The following is an 18308-nucleotide window of genomic DNA, read 5'->3' on the forward strand; positions in this document are numbered from 1 at the left end:
GAACAAATGGGCTAAATCGCAATGGGAGAATCTATGTCTCGCTTGGCATCACGAACATCACGACTGCGCCGTATTGAACAACTGCTGCTGCTAACCCCAGATGGTTTGCGCGCCACAGAGTTGGCGGAAAAGCTTGAAGTGGATCGCCGAACGGTGTACCGGGACGTTGATTTTTTGTGTGATCAAGGCTTACCAATTTGGCAGAAAGACGGCCGTTTCGGCATGAATCGCACCCGGTATCTCACCACTGTCCACCTCACCTTCCATGAAGCCATTGCGCTAACATTGGCCGGGCTGCTGCTAGCCCGCACCATTGACGAGCGAAATCCCCATGTCACCTCTGCTTTGCGTAAATTAGCCATTACCCTGCCCAAAGTCATCTCGCCCCACCTAAAACGCGCCGCCGACCGTGTACAAACCCTCAACGACAGTCAGCGGCAGGTGGCTGTGCTGGAAGCGTTGGCTGAAGGATGGGGAACCGGGCATAAAGTGCGCGTTGGTTACCGCTCGCCCCGTAGCGGGCAACTCCGCGAGCGCGTGATTGCCCCCTATGCGCTAGAGCCAACGCCCTCCGGCATTTACGTCATTGGGCATGATGATTGGGCAAAGGATATCCGCACCTTTAAGCTAGACCGACTGGAAAGCGCTACGCTGCTAAAGGACAGTTTTACCGTGCCGGAAGCGTTTGATTTGGAGAGCCATTTGGCTTCGGGTTGGCGGATCATGGCGGGCAGCGAAATTACAGAGGTCGTGCTTCGGTTTACGCCAGAGGTGACGCCACACATCTACGAACGGCAGTGGCATCTCACGCAAAAGCTGGAAAGAACAGAGGATGGCGGCTGCATTTTGCGGGTGCAGGTGGCGCAGCCAAAGGAGATGCAGCCATTTATTCGCAGTTGGGGGGCGCAAGTAGAGGTGCTGGCACCAATCTGGTTGCGGGCGCAGATTGGTTCAGAGCTGCAGCGGGCAGCGGCGCAATATAGTGAACGGTCGCTGTAATCGGTGATCAGTTATCAGTAGGTTGTTAGCCAGTTTTTAGGCGCTGCAGGCGGTTGGCGGCTGCAGCGAGGGTTTTCTCCTCTTTGCAAAAAGCAAATCGGGCTAAACCTGCACCGTCGGTAGGGTTGTGGTAAAAGGCGCTAGGGGGAATGGCCGCCACGCCAATCTTGCTGGTAAGGTAGCGACAAAAAGCGACGTCATTAGCAAAACCCAAATGTGAAATATCTACCATAATAAAATAAGTGCCGTGAGGTGCAATTGGCCGCAAACCGACGCTTTTGAGGGCATCTAGCAAAAAGTTGCGCTTGCTGGTGTAAAACTCTGTTAGCTCATGGTAGAAGGATGGGGGTTGGGAAACGGCCGTAACGGCCGCTTCTTGCAAAGGTGCTGCTCCACAAAAGGTCATGAACTGGTGTGCCCGAAAAATGGCGTGGGTTAGCTCCGGTGGGGCTACCGTCCAACCAATCTTCCAACCAGTCACGCTAAATGTTTTGCCCAAGCTAGAAATCATGATGGTGCGTGCCGCCATGCCGGGCAGGCTGATGAGAGTTTGGTGTTGCTGTTCATCGAAGACGAGATGTTCGTACACTTCATCGGTCATGGCCAGCACGTCATGCTGCTGGCATAAATTGGCAATTAGTCCCAACTCTATTTCCGTAAAAACTTTCCCGGTTGGGTTGTGCGGCGTATTCACGATGATGAGCTTCGTTTTATTGTTGAACAACATTGCCAGTTCACCTGCGTCTATCTGCCAATTGGGTGGGCGCAGGGTGTAAAAGCGGGGAATGCCCCCTGCCATCTGTATGGCAGGCACATATGAGTCGTAAAATGGCTCAAAGACAATGACCTCATCCCCTGGATTCACCAGACCCAAAATAGTGGCAAAAATGGCTTCAGTTGCCCCGTGCAGAACGGTAATTTCTGTATCGGGGTTGGCCTCTACGGCGTAAAAATCTTGCACTTTTTGGGCGATGGCTTGGCGCAGGCGGGGACGGCCGTTTGCCGGTGCATATTGGTTAATATCGGCTTCAATGGCTGCGATGGCTGCATCCTTCATAAAATCCGGCGCAGCAAAGTCGGGGAAGCCTTGTCCCAAATTGATAGCTTGATGCTCATTGGCCAGAGCCGTCATTTCGGTAAAAATGGTGGTGCCAAAGCCAGCTACTCGCTGCGCCATGTAACTCATGTGGGTCTCCTGAAAGCGGCTGGTGGTTAGTGGCTCGTCAGTGACCCGCCATTAACCGCCAGCTACTAAATTTTTTGCGTGGGGGATTGTGACAGAGAACGGCCGTCTTTGCAATTACTTTAAGGAGAAAACGATAAACAGGGACGGCCGCGCAAATATTGGGTGCATTCGTCTGCTGAGAGGGAGCGCGTTACCAGCAGTTTGGCGCGTTCAAACAGGTTCTGCACAGTCTCCAGCGTGTTGATGCGAGCCGTGCGGTCAGCACTGGCGGTGGCCAAACGGCCGTCGCCAGGATCAAACACCACGCCATTTACCACAGAGGTATGCCCCAAATAGGTACGGCGGGTTTGCCCCGTGGCTGTGTCCCACAGTTTGGTGGTGCGGTCGGCACTGCCTGTGGCTAGGCGGCTGCCGTCCCTGCTTAGGGCTACGCTGAGTACCGGCCCCCCATGCCCAGAAAAGACGCGGATTGCTTCGCCACTTTCCAATGACCAAAGCCGAGCCGTGCCGTCGCTGCTGGCGGTGGCCAAGAAACGGCCGTCTCCACTAAACGTCACATCATTCACAACCCCCTCGTGACCCATCAGCATTTGCACAATCTCATTAGTGACGACATTCCAGATAACGGCCGTGCCATCCACAGAACCGACCGCCACTAGACTGCCGTCTGGGCTAAAGCTCACCGTGGTGAGCCCTGCCCCGTAGGGTAAGCGAAGCTGCAGGCTGTTGTCTATTGGGCTCCAAAAACGGAGAATGCCATCGGCAGCGGTGGTAGCCAAAACGGTGCCTTCCGGGTTAAAGGCCACGCCATTGACTTCGGCTGGATGATCCATCACCGGCAGCTGGATTTCTCCACTGGCAATATCCCACAGGCGCGCGTTTTGGTCGTCGCTAACCGTGGCCAGCAGCGCACCATCGGGGGCAAAAGCGACATCGTTCACCGCATTGTTATGATCGGCAAATACGTGAAGCTGGGCGCTGTCTTCGGTTCGCCAGATGCGGGCTGTTTCATCTGCGCCGCTGGTTGCCAGGAAACGGCCGTCGGCACTAAAGCGAATTGACAAAATATTGCCGGTATGCCCCGACAAAATCTGCGGCGACAGTCCTGCCTCGGTGCGCCACAGGCGGGCAGTGCTGTCACCACTCCCGGTGATGAGTTGCGGTTCGAGGGGATGAAAGGCAACGGCCGTTACTCCGTTGGTATGGCCGGGCAATGTGTACAGCGCCTGCCCGGAGACGGCATTCCAAACTTTCACCGTGCTGTCACTGCTGGCTGTGGCAAATAGCGTCCCATCTGGGCTGTAGGCCACATCATCCAGCTGGACGGCGTGGCCAGTGACGCGAAAAATGAGCGAGGCATCAGCTGTATTCCAGATGGCTGCCGTACCGTTGCTGTTAGCTGCCAGCAGATGTGTATCGTCGTTATTGTACGCCAGCCCGTTAATTTGGATGGTTTGGTTATCGTTGCCAATAAATGGTTCGATGGAGAAGAGAGATGCGCCTGTTGCGCCATTCCAGATGATGATACGGCCGTCTGCCCCCCCAGAAGCAAAGCGACTACCGTCGTGGCTAAAGGCCACCGCCTGAACCCGACTGGTATGCCCCAGCAGCCGCAGCAGCGAACGGCGATTGCCAATGTCCCACAGCCGCAGGGCACTGCTGCTGTAGCTTGCCAACAGTCGGTCTCCTGCCGGGTTGAAAGCGATGTCGGTGACTGCCCCATCGGCTCCGTTTAGCACGGTGATCCGCTGTTGCGTGGCGGTGTTCCACAAAATGATGAAGCCATCTTCGCCCGCCGTGGCCAGGAGAGCGCTGTCGGGGCTAAAAGCAACGGTGTTGATGGCGCGGGCATGGTCTGTAAGCACGCCAACCTCTTGCCCGCTGGCGACGTCCCACAGCTTAATTTCACTGTCCTGGCTGACGGTGGCTAGCAAACGGCCGTCGCTGCTAAAAGCAATGTCGTTAACGCCCTCGGTGTGGCCAGAGAAGATGCGCTGTAGCTGCGAGCTTTGCATGGCCCGGAACAAGGCATCCTCGGCCGATTCTGGTGCGGCCAAATTGAACGATTGGGTCAGATTCACCGCTTCTAACGAGAGCAGCAAACCTAGCTGCGGGTCGCTGTTTAGCTGGTCGGTGGCAATGCCCGCCAGCTCACGAGCCACCACCAGCCGAGATTGGTTCTCTGCTTCCTGCGCGTTTTGCTCGGCGATGATGACGGCCGTTGCCAGCTCATTGGCAGAGAAGACGGCCGTCTCCCGGGCGGCAATGGCATCCTGGGCATTTATTTCGGCAATCTCACGCTCTTGTTCAGCCGCAACTTCGGCGGTGGCGCGCAGCTCGGCATCGGCGCGGGCGGTGGCTTCTGCCGCCACAGAGGTGGCTTGGCTAAATTCAGACGCTTCGCGCAGGGAAACGGCCGTGGCTTCATTGGCTTGGGCCGTGGCCGCATTGGCCTGAGCAATTTGATTATTATTGACGGCCGAAAATGCCACAATCAGTAACAAAACAATAGTGACAACCAAAGCGGCCGTTAGCCAGCCCAATCGCCGCGCAAAGCGTGCCTGGGCCGCTGCCTGCTGGCGTTCTAGCTGCTCCTGTTCCAGTGCTTGTTGTGCGGCCGTTCGCAGCTTCAAACTTTCATCAATAAAAAATCGATCTTCTCGGCTTAAAAAAGATTCCCGTTCATTGAGCCAGCCCTCTGCTTCTGCCAGCAACGTGCCACGCAGCAGGGCATCGCTATCTAGATTGCTCATTTGCCATTGGCGTAGGGCTGCCCGCAGCCGCTCTTGCCAGGCACGGAAGGCACGATCATCCTCCATCCAGGCGCGTAGCTGCCCCCAACCCCGAATCAACGCTTCGTGAACCACTTCCACCGTTTCCTGGCCGTTAGGTGCTAAACTGGTGACGACTAAACGGGCATCGGCCAGCTTTTGCACCAGTTGCCAGTTACTTTCTCCCAGTTCGCTACGGGTGGCCAGGCGGCGCGTGTCCTCCGTACCGGCTCCAGGGCGCACCATTTGGATAAAGACGCGCCGCGCCTGCTGCCGTTCGGCCGCAGAGAGTTGGCTGAATTCCCGGTCAGCATACCGCGCCAGCGCCCCTTCCACGCCGCCGATGGCATCGTACCCTTCGTGGGTAAGGTAGCCTTCACGCGCTTTTTCCCACAACTCGGTTAGAGCAAATTGCAGCAGGGGCAGATTGCCCGGCTCGTCCCCAACATCATCTAAAATGCGGGCGACCAGGCTCGTTTCAAAAAGCAGGCCAAAGCGACGGGCCGGGTTGGCGATGGCCTGGCTAAGTTCGCGGCGGGTCATGGGACCTAGCTTGATGTCGGCGTTTTGCAGGGCATCGGCAAAGGGGCGGTGGGTGAGTGCCTGGCTTAAAAAGTCGGTACGCAGGGTGAGCGCCAAGGTAAAGTGGGGTAGGTGGCGGAATTGCGCCACGTCTACTGCCTCCAGCAGTAAATCTAAAAAGGCGAGGCGTACTTTTTGGTCACTGCAAAGCGTGTAAATTTCTTCAAACTGGTCAGAGACGATGAGAAGCTGCTTGGCTGGCTTGTGTTGTGTCAAAATGCGGCTTAGCAAGGGGAGCAGCTGCACCTCTTTGTATCGCAAATCGTTGGCGAGCTGGCTGGTTGCTTTGCGCTGTTCATCATCGCTAAATGTGGGATGCTGGTGGGCAATCAGGGCGGCTGAGAGGGCATGAAATGGCTCTGGCCCTGGCCGAAAAGTGATGATGTGCCAATCGCGGTTGGCGCGCAGTTTGGCAACCAATCCAGCAAACACGACGGAGGATTTGCCGCTGCCAGAAGCGCCAACAATTGCTAGAAGGCGTTGCCTTTCGACGGTTTCTAGCAGGCGTTGGGTAAACGCTTCGCGGCCAAAAAAGTTGGCGGCATCTTCTTCGCCAAAGGCAAACAGGCCTCGGTAGGGGCAGGTGTCCGGCATTTGAAAGCTGGGCGAGAGGATGGGGGTAGCAGGATCGGCGGGGGTGGAGACGGCCGTTGCCAATGGCTGCATTTGGATGATGGTGGGTTGGGAAACGGCCGTTTGCCCCAAAGCTTGTTGCAGGGCGGTGGCCAGGGAAGCGGCCGATTGAAACCGATCATCCTGGTCTTTGGCCATTGCTTTGTTGATGACTTGTTCAACTTCCTGTGGAATGGGTTTGGGTGCATCAACCTGCGGTAGCGGCTCATCAATATGCTTTTTGATGATTTCCATGGGCGTGTCACCCGAAAACGGGGTATGCCCGGTAATGAGTTCATATAAAATTACGCCGAGCGAGTAGATGTCGGCGCGGTGGTCAATGGTGAGTGATTGTGCCTGCTCCGGTGCCATGTAGGCCGGTGTACCGGCCACCATGCCGGTAAGCGTGTAGCGCGGCAGCCCCACCATTCGCACAATGCCAAAGTCGGTGAGCACCACGTCCCCATCCAGCGTAAACATGATGTTGGAGGGCTTGATGTCCCGATGAATGATGCCGCGCGTGTGGGCGTAATCTAGCGCTTTGGCTAAGGATGTGATGATATGGCTAATTTCATCAAAGGTGAAAGGGATGTCGGATGAATCGCGGTGATCTAGCTCGGCTTTAAGGGTAGGCCCTTCGATGTACTCCATCACCATGTAGCGGCTATCCCCTTCGGTATCATAATCAAATACCTGCACGATGTTGGGATGCCGCATTCGGGCAACGGCAGCCGCTTCACGCTCAAAGCGGCCAATAAATTCATCTTCTTCGGCCAGGTAAGCGTGCAGCACCTTCAGGGCCACAAAGCGATCCAAATTGCTTTGGTACGCTTTGTAAACACGCGCCATTCCCCCAATGCCTAGGCGGTTATACAGTTTGTATTTACCAAAAGTGCGTCCGGTGAGATCAGATTGATTGTTCACAAGAATGTTTTACACGACTCGATGTGGTGGCTGGTAAGTTGCTAGGGTAGGCAAGGAACAAGTTTGCCTAGAAAGCAGCTAGCATGGGAAGTAAAATTTGCGAACAACTATTTTGACCTTTCCCGAATATGCGTATTATAACGAAAATGTCAAATTTTGTTGAATGTGGAGGAAACGGCCGTTATGAAAACAACAATCTCTTTAGGGCAAATGGATGTCAAACTGGGTGATCCGGCAGCAAACTGGCGCACGGTGCAGGCGATGACGGCCGAAGCGGCCCGGCGCGGTTCAGATTTGGTTGTTTTCCCGGAATTGTGGTCCACTGGCTACGATTTGGAAAATGCGGCTAGCTACGCCACGCGGACTGATGCGGGACTGTTTGCTCAGGTTGCGGCGTTGGCCAAGCAGCATCAGATTGCGATTTTGGGTTCTTGTTTATCGCTGCTGGGCAAGGGGGCGTTTGGCAATACGGCCATTTACTTTGATGCAAACGGCCGTTCACTGGGTGAATACAGCAAGCTGCATCTGTTCCGGCTGATGCAGGAAGAGCAATTTCTGACCGCAGGTGAAAATCCGACCCTGGTTGAAACTGAGTGGGGGAAGGCAGGGCTAACCATCTGTTACGATTTGCGCTTCCCAGAACTGTTTCGGCAATATGCGCTGGCGGGAGCGCAATTGGTCTTTGTGCCAGCCGAATGGCCGCATCCGCGCCTGGCGCATTGGCGCACGCTGCTCCGCGCCCGCGCCATTGAAAACCAGATGTTTGTGGTGGCCTGCAACCGGGTTGGCAGCAGCAAAAACACCGACTTTTTTGGTCATTCCTGCATTTTAGACCCGTGGGGGGAGATTGTACTTGAATTGGGAGAGGGGAAGATGTTGGGAACGGCCGTTATTGATATTGCCCAGGTAGATGCCGTTCGCGCCAAAATTCCCGTTTTTGCCGATCGTCGTCCGGAGATTTATTAACCACAGAGGACACAGAGATTTAAGAGTTTTTCTCTTTTACCTCTGTGGCCATTTTCTAAGAGCGGCCGCGCAGACGATCCATGAAGGAACGGCCGCTCTCACCGCCACCGCCTTGTTGAATTTCACCCTCCATGCGGGCCAGCCGCGCTTCGGCGGAGGAGGCGCGGGATTGGGCATTCATTCGGGCTTGGCGCTCTTCGGCCAGAAGCGTATCCAGCTTTTGCAGGCTCTGCACCTGCACTTCCAGGGTAGCTTTTTCTCGCTCCAGCTTGACGCGCATGGCGCGTTCATCGGCAAGTTGAGTAGTGGCTTCCTGGGCGCGTTCGGCAATTACTTCCAGCGAGGCCAGCTTGCGCTCTAGCGCCACGCGGGCTTGCCGTTCTTCTTCCAGAGCGGCCGTTGCGTGGCGCACTTGGCGAATTTCCACTTCCATGCCAGCCATTTCGCGCTCTAGCTTGAGGCGCACCTCTCGTTCGGCTTTTAGCTCTTCGATAGTGGCTTTGTGTTGGGTAACGGCCGTTTCCAGTTCAATGTTCCGTTTTTCCAGTTCGCGGATTTCTGCTTTGAGGGCGGTTACATCCTCGCTGGGCTGCCCCACGGGCACTGGCATTGTAAGCTGCGGCGGGGTAGGGACGGCCTGAGGGGGGCCGAGGGGGGAAACGGGGCGGCTTTGAGCGCGAACGGCCGTTTCCTCCGCGACTTTTTTGGGATCAAACGTTTCTACACTACTCAAAGGATCCGTTACATTTTCTTGCTGGGCTGCTTTGCTGGTTTTCTTCTTAGCCATAATACACTCTGTCTACCAATGCCTGGTAAGCGATGGTTGCCGGATTCAAAAACCGGGCATCATATTCAAAGATTGTTTGCTGAAAAGCGGGCGCTTCGGCCACTGCCTGGCTGCGCGGGATGGGTTGACTGACCTTGTCGCCATGTAGCTCACGTAGCTCATCCACCATTTTTCGATCCAATACCTGCCGCGCGACGTTCAGTGTCGGTACGATAGTGTGAATACGAATGTCAATGCCTCTTGTTTGTGCCTCAAAAATGGAGCTGATATGTTGACCGGTGCCAGCCATCGAAAAATAGTCCGGTTTTACAGGAACGATAGCTGCATCAGAAAATTGGTAAACCGCCTGGGTAAATGTGTCTAGCGCTGGCGGACAATCTAACACGATGTAGGCAAACTGTTCCAAAGCGACCTGCAATCGTTCTTCCAAGACACGCACCAGACCGTAATTTTTGGTGCTGGGCATGGCAAATGCCTGGGCGCGCAAAATGTCTTTGGCATGTTCTAAATTGTCTGACGCGGGCAAAATCCACAAATTGGGGCGGGGGAACCCTTCGTCGGCGCGGTCGGCAGAGACAACCGCTTCGGTGATGTGGCGTTGCTCTAGCAATACGTCGCCAATATCTGCCTTGCCTGTGTCTATACCCAACCCACGCGCGCAGTGCCCTTGTGGATCAAAGTCAATAAGTAAAACGTGCCCCAACAGGTAATAATGTGTGTCTCGATATTGAAACAGATTGCTCGTATCGGTAATTTTGTCTAAATCTTGGGGGGCGACACGCCGCATCAGCTTGCGCGAGAGGCCATGTGCCAAATTGATAGCGGTGGTTGTTTTCGCCACGCCTCCCTTGCGGTTGACAACGGCCAATACTTTGTCTTGCCTGCCTGGATTTTGCGTCATGGTTTTTGAAGTCGCTTTTTCTCTCTTGTTGAGGAATCTGCTGACATTTTACCATAACTGTGCGAGTGGGCGAGGGGAAAGTATGCTTCCCCTGCACGCTAACCATGACCGAAGTGTAAGTGACTTTGTAAAGCCTGGCTTTTACAATTCAGGTATGAACGATTCCAACCAATGTCCAGAATGTGGTGGCCGATTGGTCTTTTCGGCAGACGGCCGTTCCCGCCAGTGTGAGCAGTGCAATCACCACATTACCGTAGAGCGCCAGCGGGAGTCGCCACAAGAGCTGATGCGCCTTCAGCAATTTTCTGCCGGGGAAGGCGGTTTTGCCAATGTCCGCACAGCTGGCGTGCGCGAACTGCTTCGGCAAGGCGTGGCTGCCACCAAAGCGGGGGACAAGGATGAAGCATTTCATTATTTAAGCTGGGTTTTGCGAACGGATTCCAGCGAGAAGCAGCAGGCGCAGGCGTGGCTCTGGCTGAGCGAGGTGTATGAGAAGCCAGCACAGAAGCGACACTGTTTGGAGCAGGTGCTGGCCTTTGATCCCACGCATGGCGTGGCGCGGCGGGGTTTAGCTTTACTGGACGGCCGTCTCCAAGCTAAAGATGTGATTGATCCCAACAAAATCAGCCAAACCACCAGCGAGGAACCGGAGCAGACGGCTGCAGAGCAATTTGCTTGCCCGCAGTGTGCCGGCAAGCTGCAATTTTTGGCCGATGGCACAACGCTGCGCTGCGGTTTTTGCGGCTTTGAGCAAACAATTGGAGCCACAGAGGAAAAAGAGAATCCAAACTCAAAAACCTCTGTGAACTCTGTGGCTAATTTCGGTGAAGGCGCGTTTGAGCAGGAGTTTACGACGGCATTGGCGCGGGCTAAGGGGCATTTGGCTCCGGTGCAGATGCGTACTTTCCAGTGCAACGGCTGCGCCGTAGAGTTCGTTCTGGCTCCCGAAGCCATCTCGATGACCTGCCCCTACTGCGACTCAACTTACGTGACGGAAACGGCCGCTTCTCACAACATCATGCCGCCCCACACGGTCATTCCTTTTCGCATTTCGCATGAGCAGGCAGAGAAGGCGATTCGAGGTTGGTTGCAGGAAGGTGGGGTGGAACGGCCGTCTCTCTCACCCATTGTTGGCATCTATTTGCCGCTGTGGACGTTTGACGTGGGCGGGGAAATTCACTGGGGTGGCCAAGTGAAGAAGGGGGACACCTGGGTGCCAATTACCGGCAATCACCTGACATTTAGCGACGACGTGCGCGTGCCTGCCAGCAAGAAGCTGGATCGTAAGCTCACCAAAGCGTTTGACGGTTTCGATTTGGACGGACTGATGGTCTATGATAGTCGTTACCTGGCCGACTGGCCTGCCGAGCGGCACACTATTCCGCTGGCGGATGCGTCTTTACAGGCGCGTAAGCAGGTGTTGCAAGAGCTGCGCCGCAATCCCCGCAAGCTCACGCTGGCGGATGTGCGGAATCTCAAGCTAGGCTCGTTGGGTCTGGTGGTAGAGTCGTTTAAGCTGGCTTTGGTACCGATTTGGCTGGTGCATTACCAAGTGGATGATGAGACGTATGATCTGTTGGTGAATGGGCAAACGGGGGCTGTGGTGGGGAAACGGCCGTCTCGCGGCGTGCGCGGCTTCTTTGCCAAACTGTTTGGGTAGGGTTTAGCCACAGATTTCGCAGATTACACAGATTTTTTTTCTCGTTCCACGCTCGGCGTGGAATGAAGATCAGGACGCTCCAGCGTTCCAAATGCGGCGCAGAGCGCCGGGGAGGGCATTCCCACGCGTTGGCGTGGGAACGAGGGACATGAAGTTACTCACCTTTACCCACCAACTCCTGAAAACGCGGGTCATCCCGTAGCGGGGCAAAAGAGGCATGATTAGCTACCCATTGGCGTTTGTTTGGTGCAAGCTCTAACCCCCGTTGCAAATGTTGCAATGCTTTCTCAGGCTTGCCCATGTCCATTTTCAATAAAGCTAGATTTAGATAGGCGGTCACGTCTTCAGGGTTTAGCTTGTTGGCTTTTGCATAGTCATCATATGCCTTTGTGTAATCCCTTTGAGTATGGTAAATGTTGCCCCGCTCATTATAAGCATCCATATATTCAGGGTTCAGCCGAATAGCTTCTGTAGAGTCGGCTAAAGCCGCCGAATAATTTCCTTGAGTATGGTAGGTGATCCCCCGATTGTGGTAGGCCAACGCATATTCAGGATTCAGTCGGATAGCGTTTGTGTAGTCAGACAATGCCGCTGCATAGTTTCCCTGAGCGTGGTAAGTGGCTCCCCGATTGTTGTAAGGTATTGCACCTTTTGGTTCCAGTCGGATAGCTTCTGTATAGTTGGTCAAGGCAGCCGAGTAATTGCCCTGATTGTAGTAAGTGTTGCCACGATTATTATAGGCATCCACGAATTCGGGGTTCAGGTAAATAGCCTCCTCGTAATCAGTTAGAGCCTCCTTATAATGCCCTAAGGTATTGTAAACAATGCCTCGATTCTTGTAAGCATTTTCGTTTTGTGGATTCAGTCGAATTGCTTCCCTATATTCGGTAAGAGCTGCTTCATAATCCATTAGGGAATCGTAGACGAGGCCACGGCCAACAAAAATTCGGGAAAGAAATTCAACCTTGGTTGGCTCAACAAGCTGCTCTAGTTGGTTAAAAAGTTGCAATGCCTTGTCCGATCGACCCTGCATTGCATATTGGGCTGCTAATGCGTACAAAACTTCAGATCGGTTTTGATTAAATTCTGGTTTATCGGGCAGTTCGGCCAGTAGCTGTTCTCGCAGGCGAATGCCCGCTTCTAACTCTTCTTTGCTTTGGCTAAAATCACCTTGCCAGTTGTAGTAAGCTAGGTCGCCAGCTAGCTGGTCTTGGTGTTGTGAGGCTAGTTGCTCCAAAAACTCAAGGGTACGACCGCGAAAGGCCCAAAAGTCGGGGGCGTTACGGGCTAGGGAGCCAATTTCGTTTTCGCGCAGCCATAACAGCAGCCGCTGCTGGTCTTCCACCAAAAATTCGCGGCGGTAGTTGAGGTATTGCTGGGTGGCGTCGCCCCCATTGGCAACATCGTAAATGAAAAAGACGGCTTCCCCTTTTTTGGGATGATGCCGCAGGTAGCGGGGCAAATCAACCGTTTCCCCCTCTGACTTTACACGCACGCGCACAATCTTTTCGCCTGCATCTTGCAGTTTGGTTTCCAGCATCTTCTCTGCTTCGGCACGGGCAAATTCGGAGCGGTAAACGGCAAACAAGATGGCCGATTTTTGCCCTTTTCCAGCCCGCAAGAGGTGGTTTGCCAGGCGGTCTATGCGCTGCTCAAAGGGGGTAGTTTCAGTTGGTTGCGTTTCCATTTAGTTCACGAATCAGGGGCAAAATGGCGGGGTGAACCGCGTACCAGCTTTGGTCGTTGTGGTATTCCAGCGCGGCCAAGTTGTGCAAAAGCGGCGATAGCTTTACCGGGTCTTTGTAGTGTGGATTTCGCTCAATCTCACGCAGCGTTTCGTAATTTTCGGGTGTGAGGAAGTGGGTGAACTCATTGCGTAGCTCTGCTTCGGCACGCTCGACGTCAACCGGGGCAATTTGCTCTCGGTTGGCTTCAATGGCTAAATCGGCAGCGGTGCGGATGAGGCGGGCAAATTCACGAAAGACGCCGCCGCTGGCTGTCGCTGCGGCTTCTAGTGCTTTGTCATCAATAAGTTCATAGCTGGCGCGTCGTGAAAAGAAGTTTCGCATCGTTTCATAGCCTGCTGGCAGTTTCTCGTTTGGCTTGCCGGGCGGGTGTAGCTTCACGTTTGGGAGGAAGAAGCTTTGTCCGCGCAGCGCGGCATATTCAGAGGCAAAGAAGATGGCGCTGGGTACAGTGTAAATAATGCCGCAGGTTGGCTGCATGAGGATGGTGTGGTAGCCGTAAAAAACTTCCTTCGCTTTTTCCAGTGGCGGCTTGTCTAAATCATCAATGACCACCAAAACCTGTTTTTTCTCTTGGGCAATAATGGCAGCGATAATCAGGTTAATGGTGCTGATCAATTCAGAGAGGCGCGGCTCTAAAATCTGCCGAATTTGCTTGCGGCTGGTTTCCTCTGCTTTGCTCCAGCCCAACGCCTTCAAAAAGAAAGCGTTCAGATTTGCTTCCGCTGATGCGCCGACCGTTTTATCTACCGTTTTGACTTTTTCTTCGATACGGCCGCGCCACCCTTCCAGTTCATTTAACAATGCTTTGGGCAGCTTTTTGCCGTAGCCTTCCTCGCTGGTGTATTGGGAGAAAATTTGAGTTCCCATCGAAAAGATGATGTCCACATGGCTCAAATTCATAGGGTCGGCGTAGTCGCTAATGTGGTAAGGAATGACGATGTACTTGCCTTGGATTTTTTCGTCGGCGATGAGGCGATTTAGTTCGGTGGATTTGCCCGCTCCGCGATGACCGGAGTAGAAATATTTTGGGGATGGCTGCTCGCGCAGCAGCCATCGTTGCAGCCTTTGCAGGGCATTGCCGGGGCGTTCAACGTAATATTTTGAGTTTGCTGGCAGTGGCTTGTGTGGATCAAAGTGGAGCCAGACTTCTTCCAGATTGGTGGCGCGTTTTTCGTCCATGCGGCAATTATACCATGTTGATGCAGGTTATGAGGGGAGCTGGTTGGCAATTTTCACCCAGCGGAACGCTTCGATCTGGTCGGGTTGGTCGAAGAAATATTCTTCCAGGTAGGGTTCGATTTCTAGTTGCCAGATGTCGGGAAGTTGATCCCTCAAACTTGGCTCCAAGAAAAAGGTAATGCCAACTGAATAATGCGGATCGGCGATTTGACGGTTGAGGCGTTGCAGCAGCTTGATGAGCGGTTCTGGATCGTAGCTGGTGCTGGCGTGGAAGTGGCGCAGGACGTCGTAGTTTGGTGGCAGGTGGATGAAGGCGAAGCGGCGGCGCAGGGCGTGGTCTACCAAGGCAATGGAGCGATCGGCCGTATTCATGGTGCCAATGATTCGCACGTTGGTCGGAATTTGGAAGCTGCCGCCGCTGGCCAGCGGAATCGAGGCATCGCGATACTCCAAAAGCACCATCAGTTCCCCAAAAACGGCCGCTAAGTTCGCCCGGTTAATCTCATCAATAATCAACACACAAACGCCTTTGTGCTGGCTGGCGCGTCGGCAGAAGTCTAAAAAGCGGCCGGGGACGAGGCTGTAGTGGAGGGTGCCGGATTCGTCGGTAAACGGCCGTATCCCCTGCACAAAATCTTCGTAGGCGTAGGCGGGATGAAACTGCACCATTTCCCAGAAACCATCCTGGCCTTGAGTAAGGTGCTGCGCCAGCTTTTGCGCCAAAAAAGTTTTTCCCGTACCGGGTGGCCCGTAAAAAATGGCCTGCCCCTTGCGCTCGATAGCGCGCAGCCAGCGGCTGAGGTCTTCTTGGGGTAAGCCCGTGTCGTCAGCACATTGTTCCAGGGAGTACAGCTCGGTTGTGGTTTGGTAGTCGGGGGTGGGGTCGTGGAGAACGGCCGTTTCCACCGCAGGCGCATACCGGATGGGGCTGGTCGGTAGCGATTTTGGCACGTCTAGCTCAATTTGCCCTTTGTCGGTGAGCCTGCCGGTTTGGTGCTTGCTGATCTGCTCACACACCCAGATAAGGCTTTGCACATCCACCATGTCGCGCACGCCATAATCACGCAGGGCTTCGTATAGCAAATTGGCTTGCTGCAAAATCAAGGCGTAGCTGCTGACTGACGGTTCCAGAGTGATGAACAGCTTGGTTTGGGGAATAGGTGGGTTACTTTCATCATCCGGCTGAGTGAACTTGAGGAACCAGCGGGCGGTGCGGGGCTTGACCAACATCTCGGTTTGCGGATGGCAGATGAACAAAAAGTAGGTGGGCAGCGGCCATTTGTTGGGTAGTCCGCTGGCACTTAGGTAGTCTGAGAAAGTTTGCAGGCGGTCTGGGGTGGGGCGGTCGCCGTACAGCAGATTGCGGAGCTGCGTGCAGAAGGCGGGTATGTCGAGATCAGGATGGTTGAGTACGGCCGTATCTCCCGAAGAAGGCACCGAACGCCACAGCAAATTATTGTCCTGCGTCAGCTTGTTTAGTCGGCTGATGAACGTGTCGTAAGCCCCATCTGCCAGTAGCTGATCCAAAGCCTCCTGGCTTAGCCAATTGTGCGCTTTGGCGACGGTGGCCTGCTTGTACGAAATCTCATCCGCCATGAAATCCGGGTGGGCAAAATCTTCCCAATCCGGGTAGCGTTGCCGGACGAGCTGGATGAGTTCTTGAACCTGCCAATTAGGGAGCATAAATAGTTGGGTAGATAACAAAAGTCTTGGAGACTTTTGTTATCTCTTGCAGAAGTTATGTAAAATCTTTGGCTAGTTTAATCAGGAGTGGGCTGGGATGCAAATTGCATTATTTTGTTTATTTGCGGGCAAGGATTATTCTACGGTATACCCTTCTTGTTCCCAGGCTGCACGCGCATCATCGTATCCCATTTTGTACAGTTTTTCATGCCACTTCTTGGTGTAGCTCACAATTTGCTCTACTGGAATAAAATCTTCTGGGCAAATGATGGTGGGATATTTCAGCTTTTTGTAATCTTGTTTCACGTTTGCCCCCACAAAGTTGTTCATATCCTGCATATACTGATCCACAACGTCCGGGTAATCTGCCTGAATTTTATCCAGTTCATCCCGAATTTCGGCCAAGCTGTTGACGAGGTTGAACATCTTCATGTCTGCCTGGAACGAAGCCAGCAGCGCCCATTCTAGGGTCATGCTGGCGGCTTCATACAGATTTGTGGGAAGGCTAGTTGGCAGCGTTGGTGGGGAACTATCGTCACCCGTTTGCTTGATGGGGGTCATAATGACCACGATAATTTCTTCTGCTCCAGTAGCAATGGCGGCACTCAGCGGCGTGTTGGCGACGACTGCGCCATCCCAATATTTGGTTGCGCCTAAATTGGTGTGGGGATAAATGAGTGGGATGGAGCAGCTAGATAAAATATGCTCAACGGTAATCTTTGTTTTGTTGTTTAGGCTATTGCTAAAGATGTGGAGTAGCCCGGTTGAAATTTCTGTGGCGGTGATGCGTAAGTGAACGGCCGTTTGCTCTGGATCATTGATGCGATCAAAATCAACCCAGCCTTCATTCAGCAGCGTATCTTTCAACGGGGAGGTGTCTAGCAACGAGACGGATGAGAAGGGATTCCAATTTGGCTTTTGTACATGCTTGGTTCGCAATTGCCGCCACAAGGCCCATAGCGAATTGGCTGTATGGCCAGAGGCCAGTGCCGCCCCATTTACCGCACCAATGGACGTACCCACGACCACATCTGGATACCATTCATGCTCCTCCAGAAAACGCAACACCCCCACATGGTACGCACCACGACCGCCGCCGCCCGAAAGCACCAATGCCCGTTTTGGATTATCAGTTAACATAATATACTCCTGTGAAAGTAGAAAAGCGGGACACTGAGCTGCACAGAGGATATACGGAGTTACACAGAGAAAAAAGAGCGTGGATTGCTCGAATCTCTAATCTCCAGCCTCCAATCTCCCGATCACGCTTCGCCTTCGACTGCTTTGCCCGCCGCTTTCCAGGCACGTTTGGCATCTTCATACCCCATCTGGAACAGTTCATCGTGCCCGTCGCGGGTATAGCGAATGATGCGATCTACCGGAATGGCCTTTTGTGGGGCGACGATGATCGGGTCGGGCAGTGCGTGATATTTGTCCTCAAAAATGTCTGGAATACCATTATTGTCTCTGTCCTCAAGCTCAATTTCTTCGCCCCGTAGCTGGCTCATCAGCAGCCGATTGGTGGCTTGCAGGCGGGCATTTTCTACCTGCAGCCGCACCATTTCATTGATACGTCGGAACATTTTTAGGTCGGATTGGAAGGAGGCCAGCAGTGCCCATTCCAGCATGGTGCTGGCAGCTGTCAGGATATTGTTAGGCGTGGGCAGTGTTGGGTTGTTATCGGCACCATCTTCCCAGGGAGTCATCATGACGACGACAATTTCCTCTGCGCCAGCATCAATGGCGGGGCCAAGCGGCGTGTTGGCCACGGTAGCGCCATCCCAATAAAGCGTGTCATTTAGCTGAGTAGCAGGGTAAACAATGGGAATAGAGCAGCTAGCAATGATGTGGTTAAGCTCAATTTTCTCGCGGCGCATTTTGCTTGGGTAAACATCCTCGCTGTTACCAAAGATGTGCAGTTGGCCGCTGTTGATCTCGGTGGCTGTTACGCGCAGGTGAACGGCCGCTTCTTCAGAATTGATCCGTTCAAAATCAACCCAACCATGCTCCTGCAGGGTGTTGCGAAGGGGCGACGTATCTAGCAGATAGTTACCCTCCAGCAGATTCCAATGCGTCTTTTGCACATCGTCGGAGGTGAGCCGCTGCCAGAGAGCCCACAGCGAGCGAGAGCTGTGACCAGAAGCCAGAGCTGCACCATTGACCGCGCCAATGGAAGTACCAGCCACAACGTTGGGGAACCATTCATGTTCCTCCAGAAAGCGCATCACACCTACGTGATATGCGCCCCGTCCACCACCGCCGGACAGAATAAGCGCGTTTTTACGATTTTTTGTGGGCATGAGACGCCTC

General features: G+C 53.9%; 12 protein-coding genes. 3 read left to right on the plus strand and 9 right to left on the minus strand.

Going from position 1 to position 18308, the window contains the following annotated elements; all coding sequences use genetic code 11:
* Nucleotides 1–33 precede the first annotated feature (33 nt).
* Nucleotides 34–999, plus strand: coding sequence for a helix-turn-helix transcriptional regulator (locus tag ACOQPM_RS03045; protein WP_420627754.1), 966 nt, complete (start codon nt 34–36; stop codon nt 997–999).
* A gap of 25 nt (nt 1000–1024) precedes the next feature.
* Here the strand turns inward: ACOQPM_RS03045 and ACOQPM_RS03050 are convergent, their stop codons facing one another.
* On the minus strand, nt 1025–2185 hold the full coding sequence (locus tag ACOQPM_RS03050) for a methionine aminotransferase (protein WP_420627755.1): 1161 nt from the start codon (nt 2183–2185) through the stop codon (nt 1025–1027).
* A gap of 119 nt (nt 2186–2304) precedes the next feature.
* The gene (locus ACOQPM_RS03055; protein ID WP_420627756.1) at nt 2305–7074 is read right to left on the minus strand and encodes a protein kinase domain-containing protein; all 4770 of its coding nucleotides are present in this window, start codon (nt 7072–7074) and stop codon (nt 2305–2307) included.
* A gap of 183 nt (nt 7075–7257) precedes the next feature.
* Between ACOQPM_RS03055 and ACOQPM_RS03060 the strand changes: the two genes are divergently transcribed.
* Complete coding sequence (locus ACOQPM_RS03060; protein WP_420627757.1) at nt 7258–8040, plus strand: carbon-nitrogen family hydrolase; 783 nt, start codon at nt 7258–7260, stop codon at nt 8038–8040.
* A 55-nt stretch (nt 8041–8095) separates the two neighbouring features.
* On the opposite strand, the gene ACOQPM_RS03065 is transcribed toward ACOQPM_RS03060, so the two are convergent.
* Nucleotides 8096–8827, minus strand: a complete 732-nt coding sequence (locus tag ACOQPM_RS03065) for a hypothetical protein (RefSeq protein ID WP_420627758.1) — start codon at nt 8825–8827, stop codon at nt 8096–8098.
* The gene (locus ACOQPM_RS03070) at nt 8820–9728 is read right to left on the minus strand and encodes a ParA family protein (protein ID WP_420627759.1); all 909 of its coding nucleotides are present in this window, start codon (nt 9726–9728) and stop codon (nt 8820–8822) included. Before ACOQPM_RS03070 ends, ACOQPM_RS03065 begins: the two co-directional genes overlap by 8 nt.
* 154 nt (nt 9729–9882) lie before the next feature.
* Here ACOQPM_RS03070 and ACOQPM_RS03075 point away from each other — a divergent pair, with 154 nt between their 5' ends.
* Nucleotides 9883–11388 (plus strand): NADH pyrophosphatase zinc ribbon domain-containing protein, encoded by a 1506-nt coding sequence (locus tag ACOQPM_RS03075; protein WP_420627760.1) that lies wholly within the window; start codon nt 9883–9885, stop codon nt 11386–11388.
* Nucleotides 11389–11542: 154 nt separating this feature from the next.
* Here ACOQPM_RS03075 and ACOQPM_RS03080 read toward each other — a convergent pair whose 3' ends face one another.
* The 5 genes from ACOQPM_RS03080 to ACOQPM_RS03100 form a co-directional block, all read right to left on the minus strand.
* Entirely contained in the window at nt 11543–13075 is a 1533-nt protein-coding gene (locus ACOQPM_RS03080; protein WP_420627761.1) for a tetratricopeptide repeat protein, read from the minus strand.
* On the minus strand, nt 13056–14315 hold the full coding sequence (locus ACOQPM_RS03085) for a hypothetical protein (protein ID WP_420627762.1): 1260 nt from the start codon (nt 14313–14315) through the stop codon (nt 13056–13058). The genes ACOQPM_RS03080 and ACOQPM_RS03085 overlap by 20 nt, the downstream gene beginning before the upstream one ends.
* A gap of 27 nt (nt 14316–14342) precedes the next feature.
* On the minus strand, nt 14343–15998 hold the full coding sequence (locus ACOQPM_RS03090; protein WP_420627763.1) for an McrB family protein: 1656 nt from the start codon (nt 15996–15998) through the stop codon (nt 14343–14345).
* Between the two features lie 135 nt (nt 15999–16133).
* A complete protein-coding gene (locus ACOQPM_RS03095; protein ID WP_420627764.1) occupies nt 16134–17138 on the minus strand; it encodes a patatin-like phospholipase family protein in 1005 nt (334 codons plus the stop codon).
* A 122-nt stretch (nt 17139–17260) separates the two neighbouring features.
* The gene (locus ACOQPM_RS03100) at nt 17261–18298 is read right to left on the minus strand and encodes a patatin-like phospholipase family protein (protein ID WP_420627765.1); all 1038 of its coding nucleotides are present in this window, start codon (nt 18296–18298) and stop codon (nt 17261–17263) included.
* Nucleotides 18299–18308: the final 10 nt, after the last annotated feature.

It is taken from the genome of Candidatus Leptofilum sp., from assembly GCF_965223525.1.
Classification (GTDB): Bacteria; Chloroflexota; Anaerolineae; order Promineifilales; family Promineifilaceae; genus Leptofilum.

Bases quoted from the DNA above. Each gene is read 5' to 3' on its own strand.
- ACOQPM_RS03080 (WP_420627761.1), bottom strand. From the start codon at position 13,075: ATGGAAACGCAACCAACTGAAACTACCCCCTTTGAGCAGCGCATAGAC.
- ACOQPM_RS03095 (WP_420627764.1), bottom strand. From the start codon at position 17,138: ATGTTAACTGATAATCCAAAACGGGCATTGGTGCTTTCGGGCGGCGGC.
- ACOQPM_RS03100 (WP_420627765.1), bottom strand. From the start codon at position 18,298: ATGCCCACAAAAAATCGTAAAAACGCGCTTATTCTGTCCGGCGGTGGT.
- ACOQPM_RS03090 (WP_420627763.1), bottom strand. From the start codon at position 15,998: ATGCTCCCTAATTGGCAGGTTCAAGAACTCATCCAGCTCGTCCGGCAA.
- ACOQPM_RS03085 (WP_420627762.1), bottom strand. From the start codon at position 14,315: ATGGACGAAAAACGCGCCACCAATCTGGAAGAAGTCTGGCTCCACTTT.
- ACOQPM_RS03050 (WP_420627755.1), bottom strand. From the start codon at position 2,185: ATGAGTTACATGGCGCAGCGAGTAGCTGGCTTTGGCACCACCATTTTT.
- ACOQPM_RS03065 (WP_420627758.1), bottom strand. From the start codon at position 8,827: ATGGCTAAGAAGAAAACCAGCAAAGCAGCCCAGCAAGAAAATGTAACG.
- ACOQPM_RS03075 (WP_420627760.1), top strand. From the start codon at position 9,883: ATGAACGATTCCAACCAATGTCCAGAATGTGGTGGCCGATTGGTCTTT.
- ACOQPM_RS03070 (WP_420627759.1), bottom strand. From the start codon at position 9,728: ATGACGCAAAATCCAGGCAGGCAAGACAAAGTATTGGCCGTTGTCAAC.
- ACOQPM_RS03045 (WP_420627754.1), top strand. From the start codon at position 34: ATGTCTCGCTTGGCATCACGAACATCACGACTGCGCCGTATTGAACAA.
- ACOQPM_RS03060 (WP_420627757.1), top strand. From the start codon at position 7,258: ATGAAAACAACAATCTCTTTAGGGCAAATGGATGTCAAACTGGGTGAT.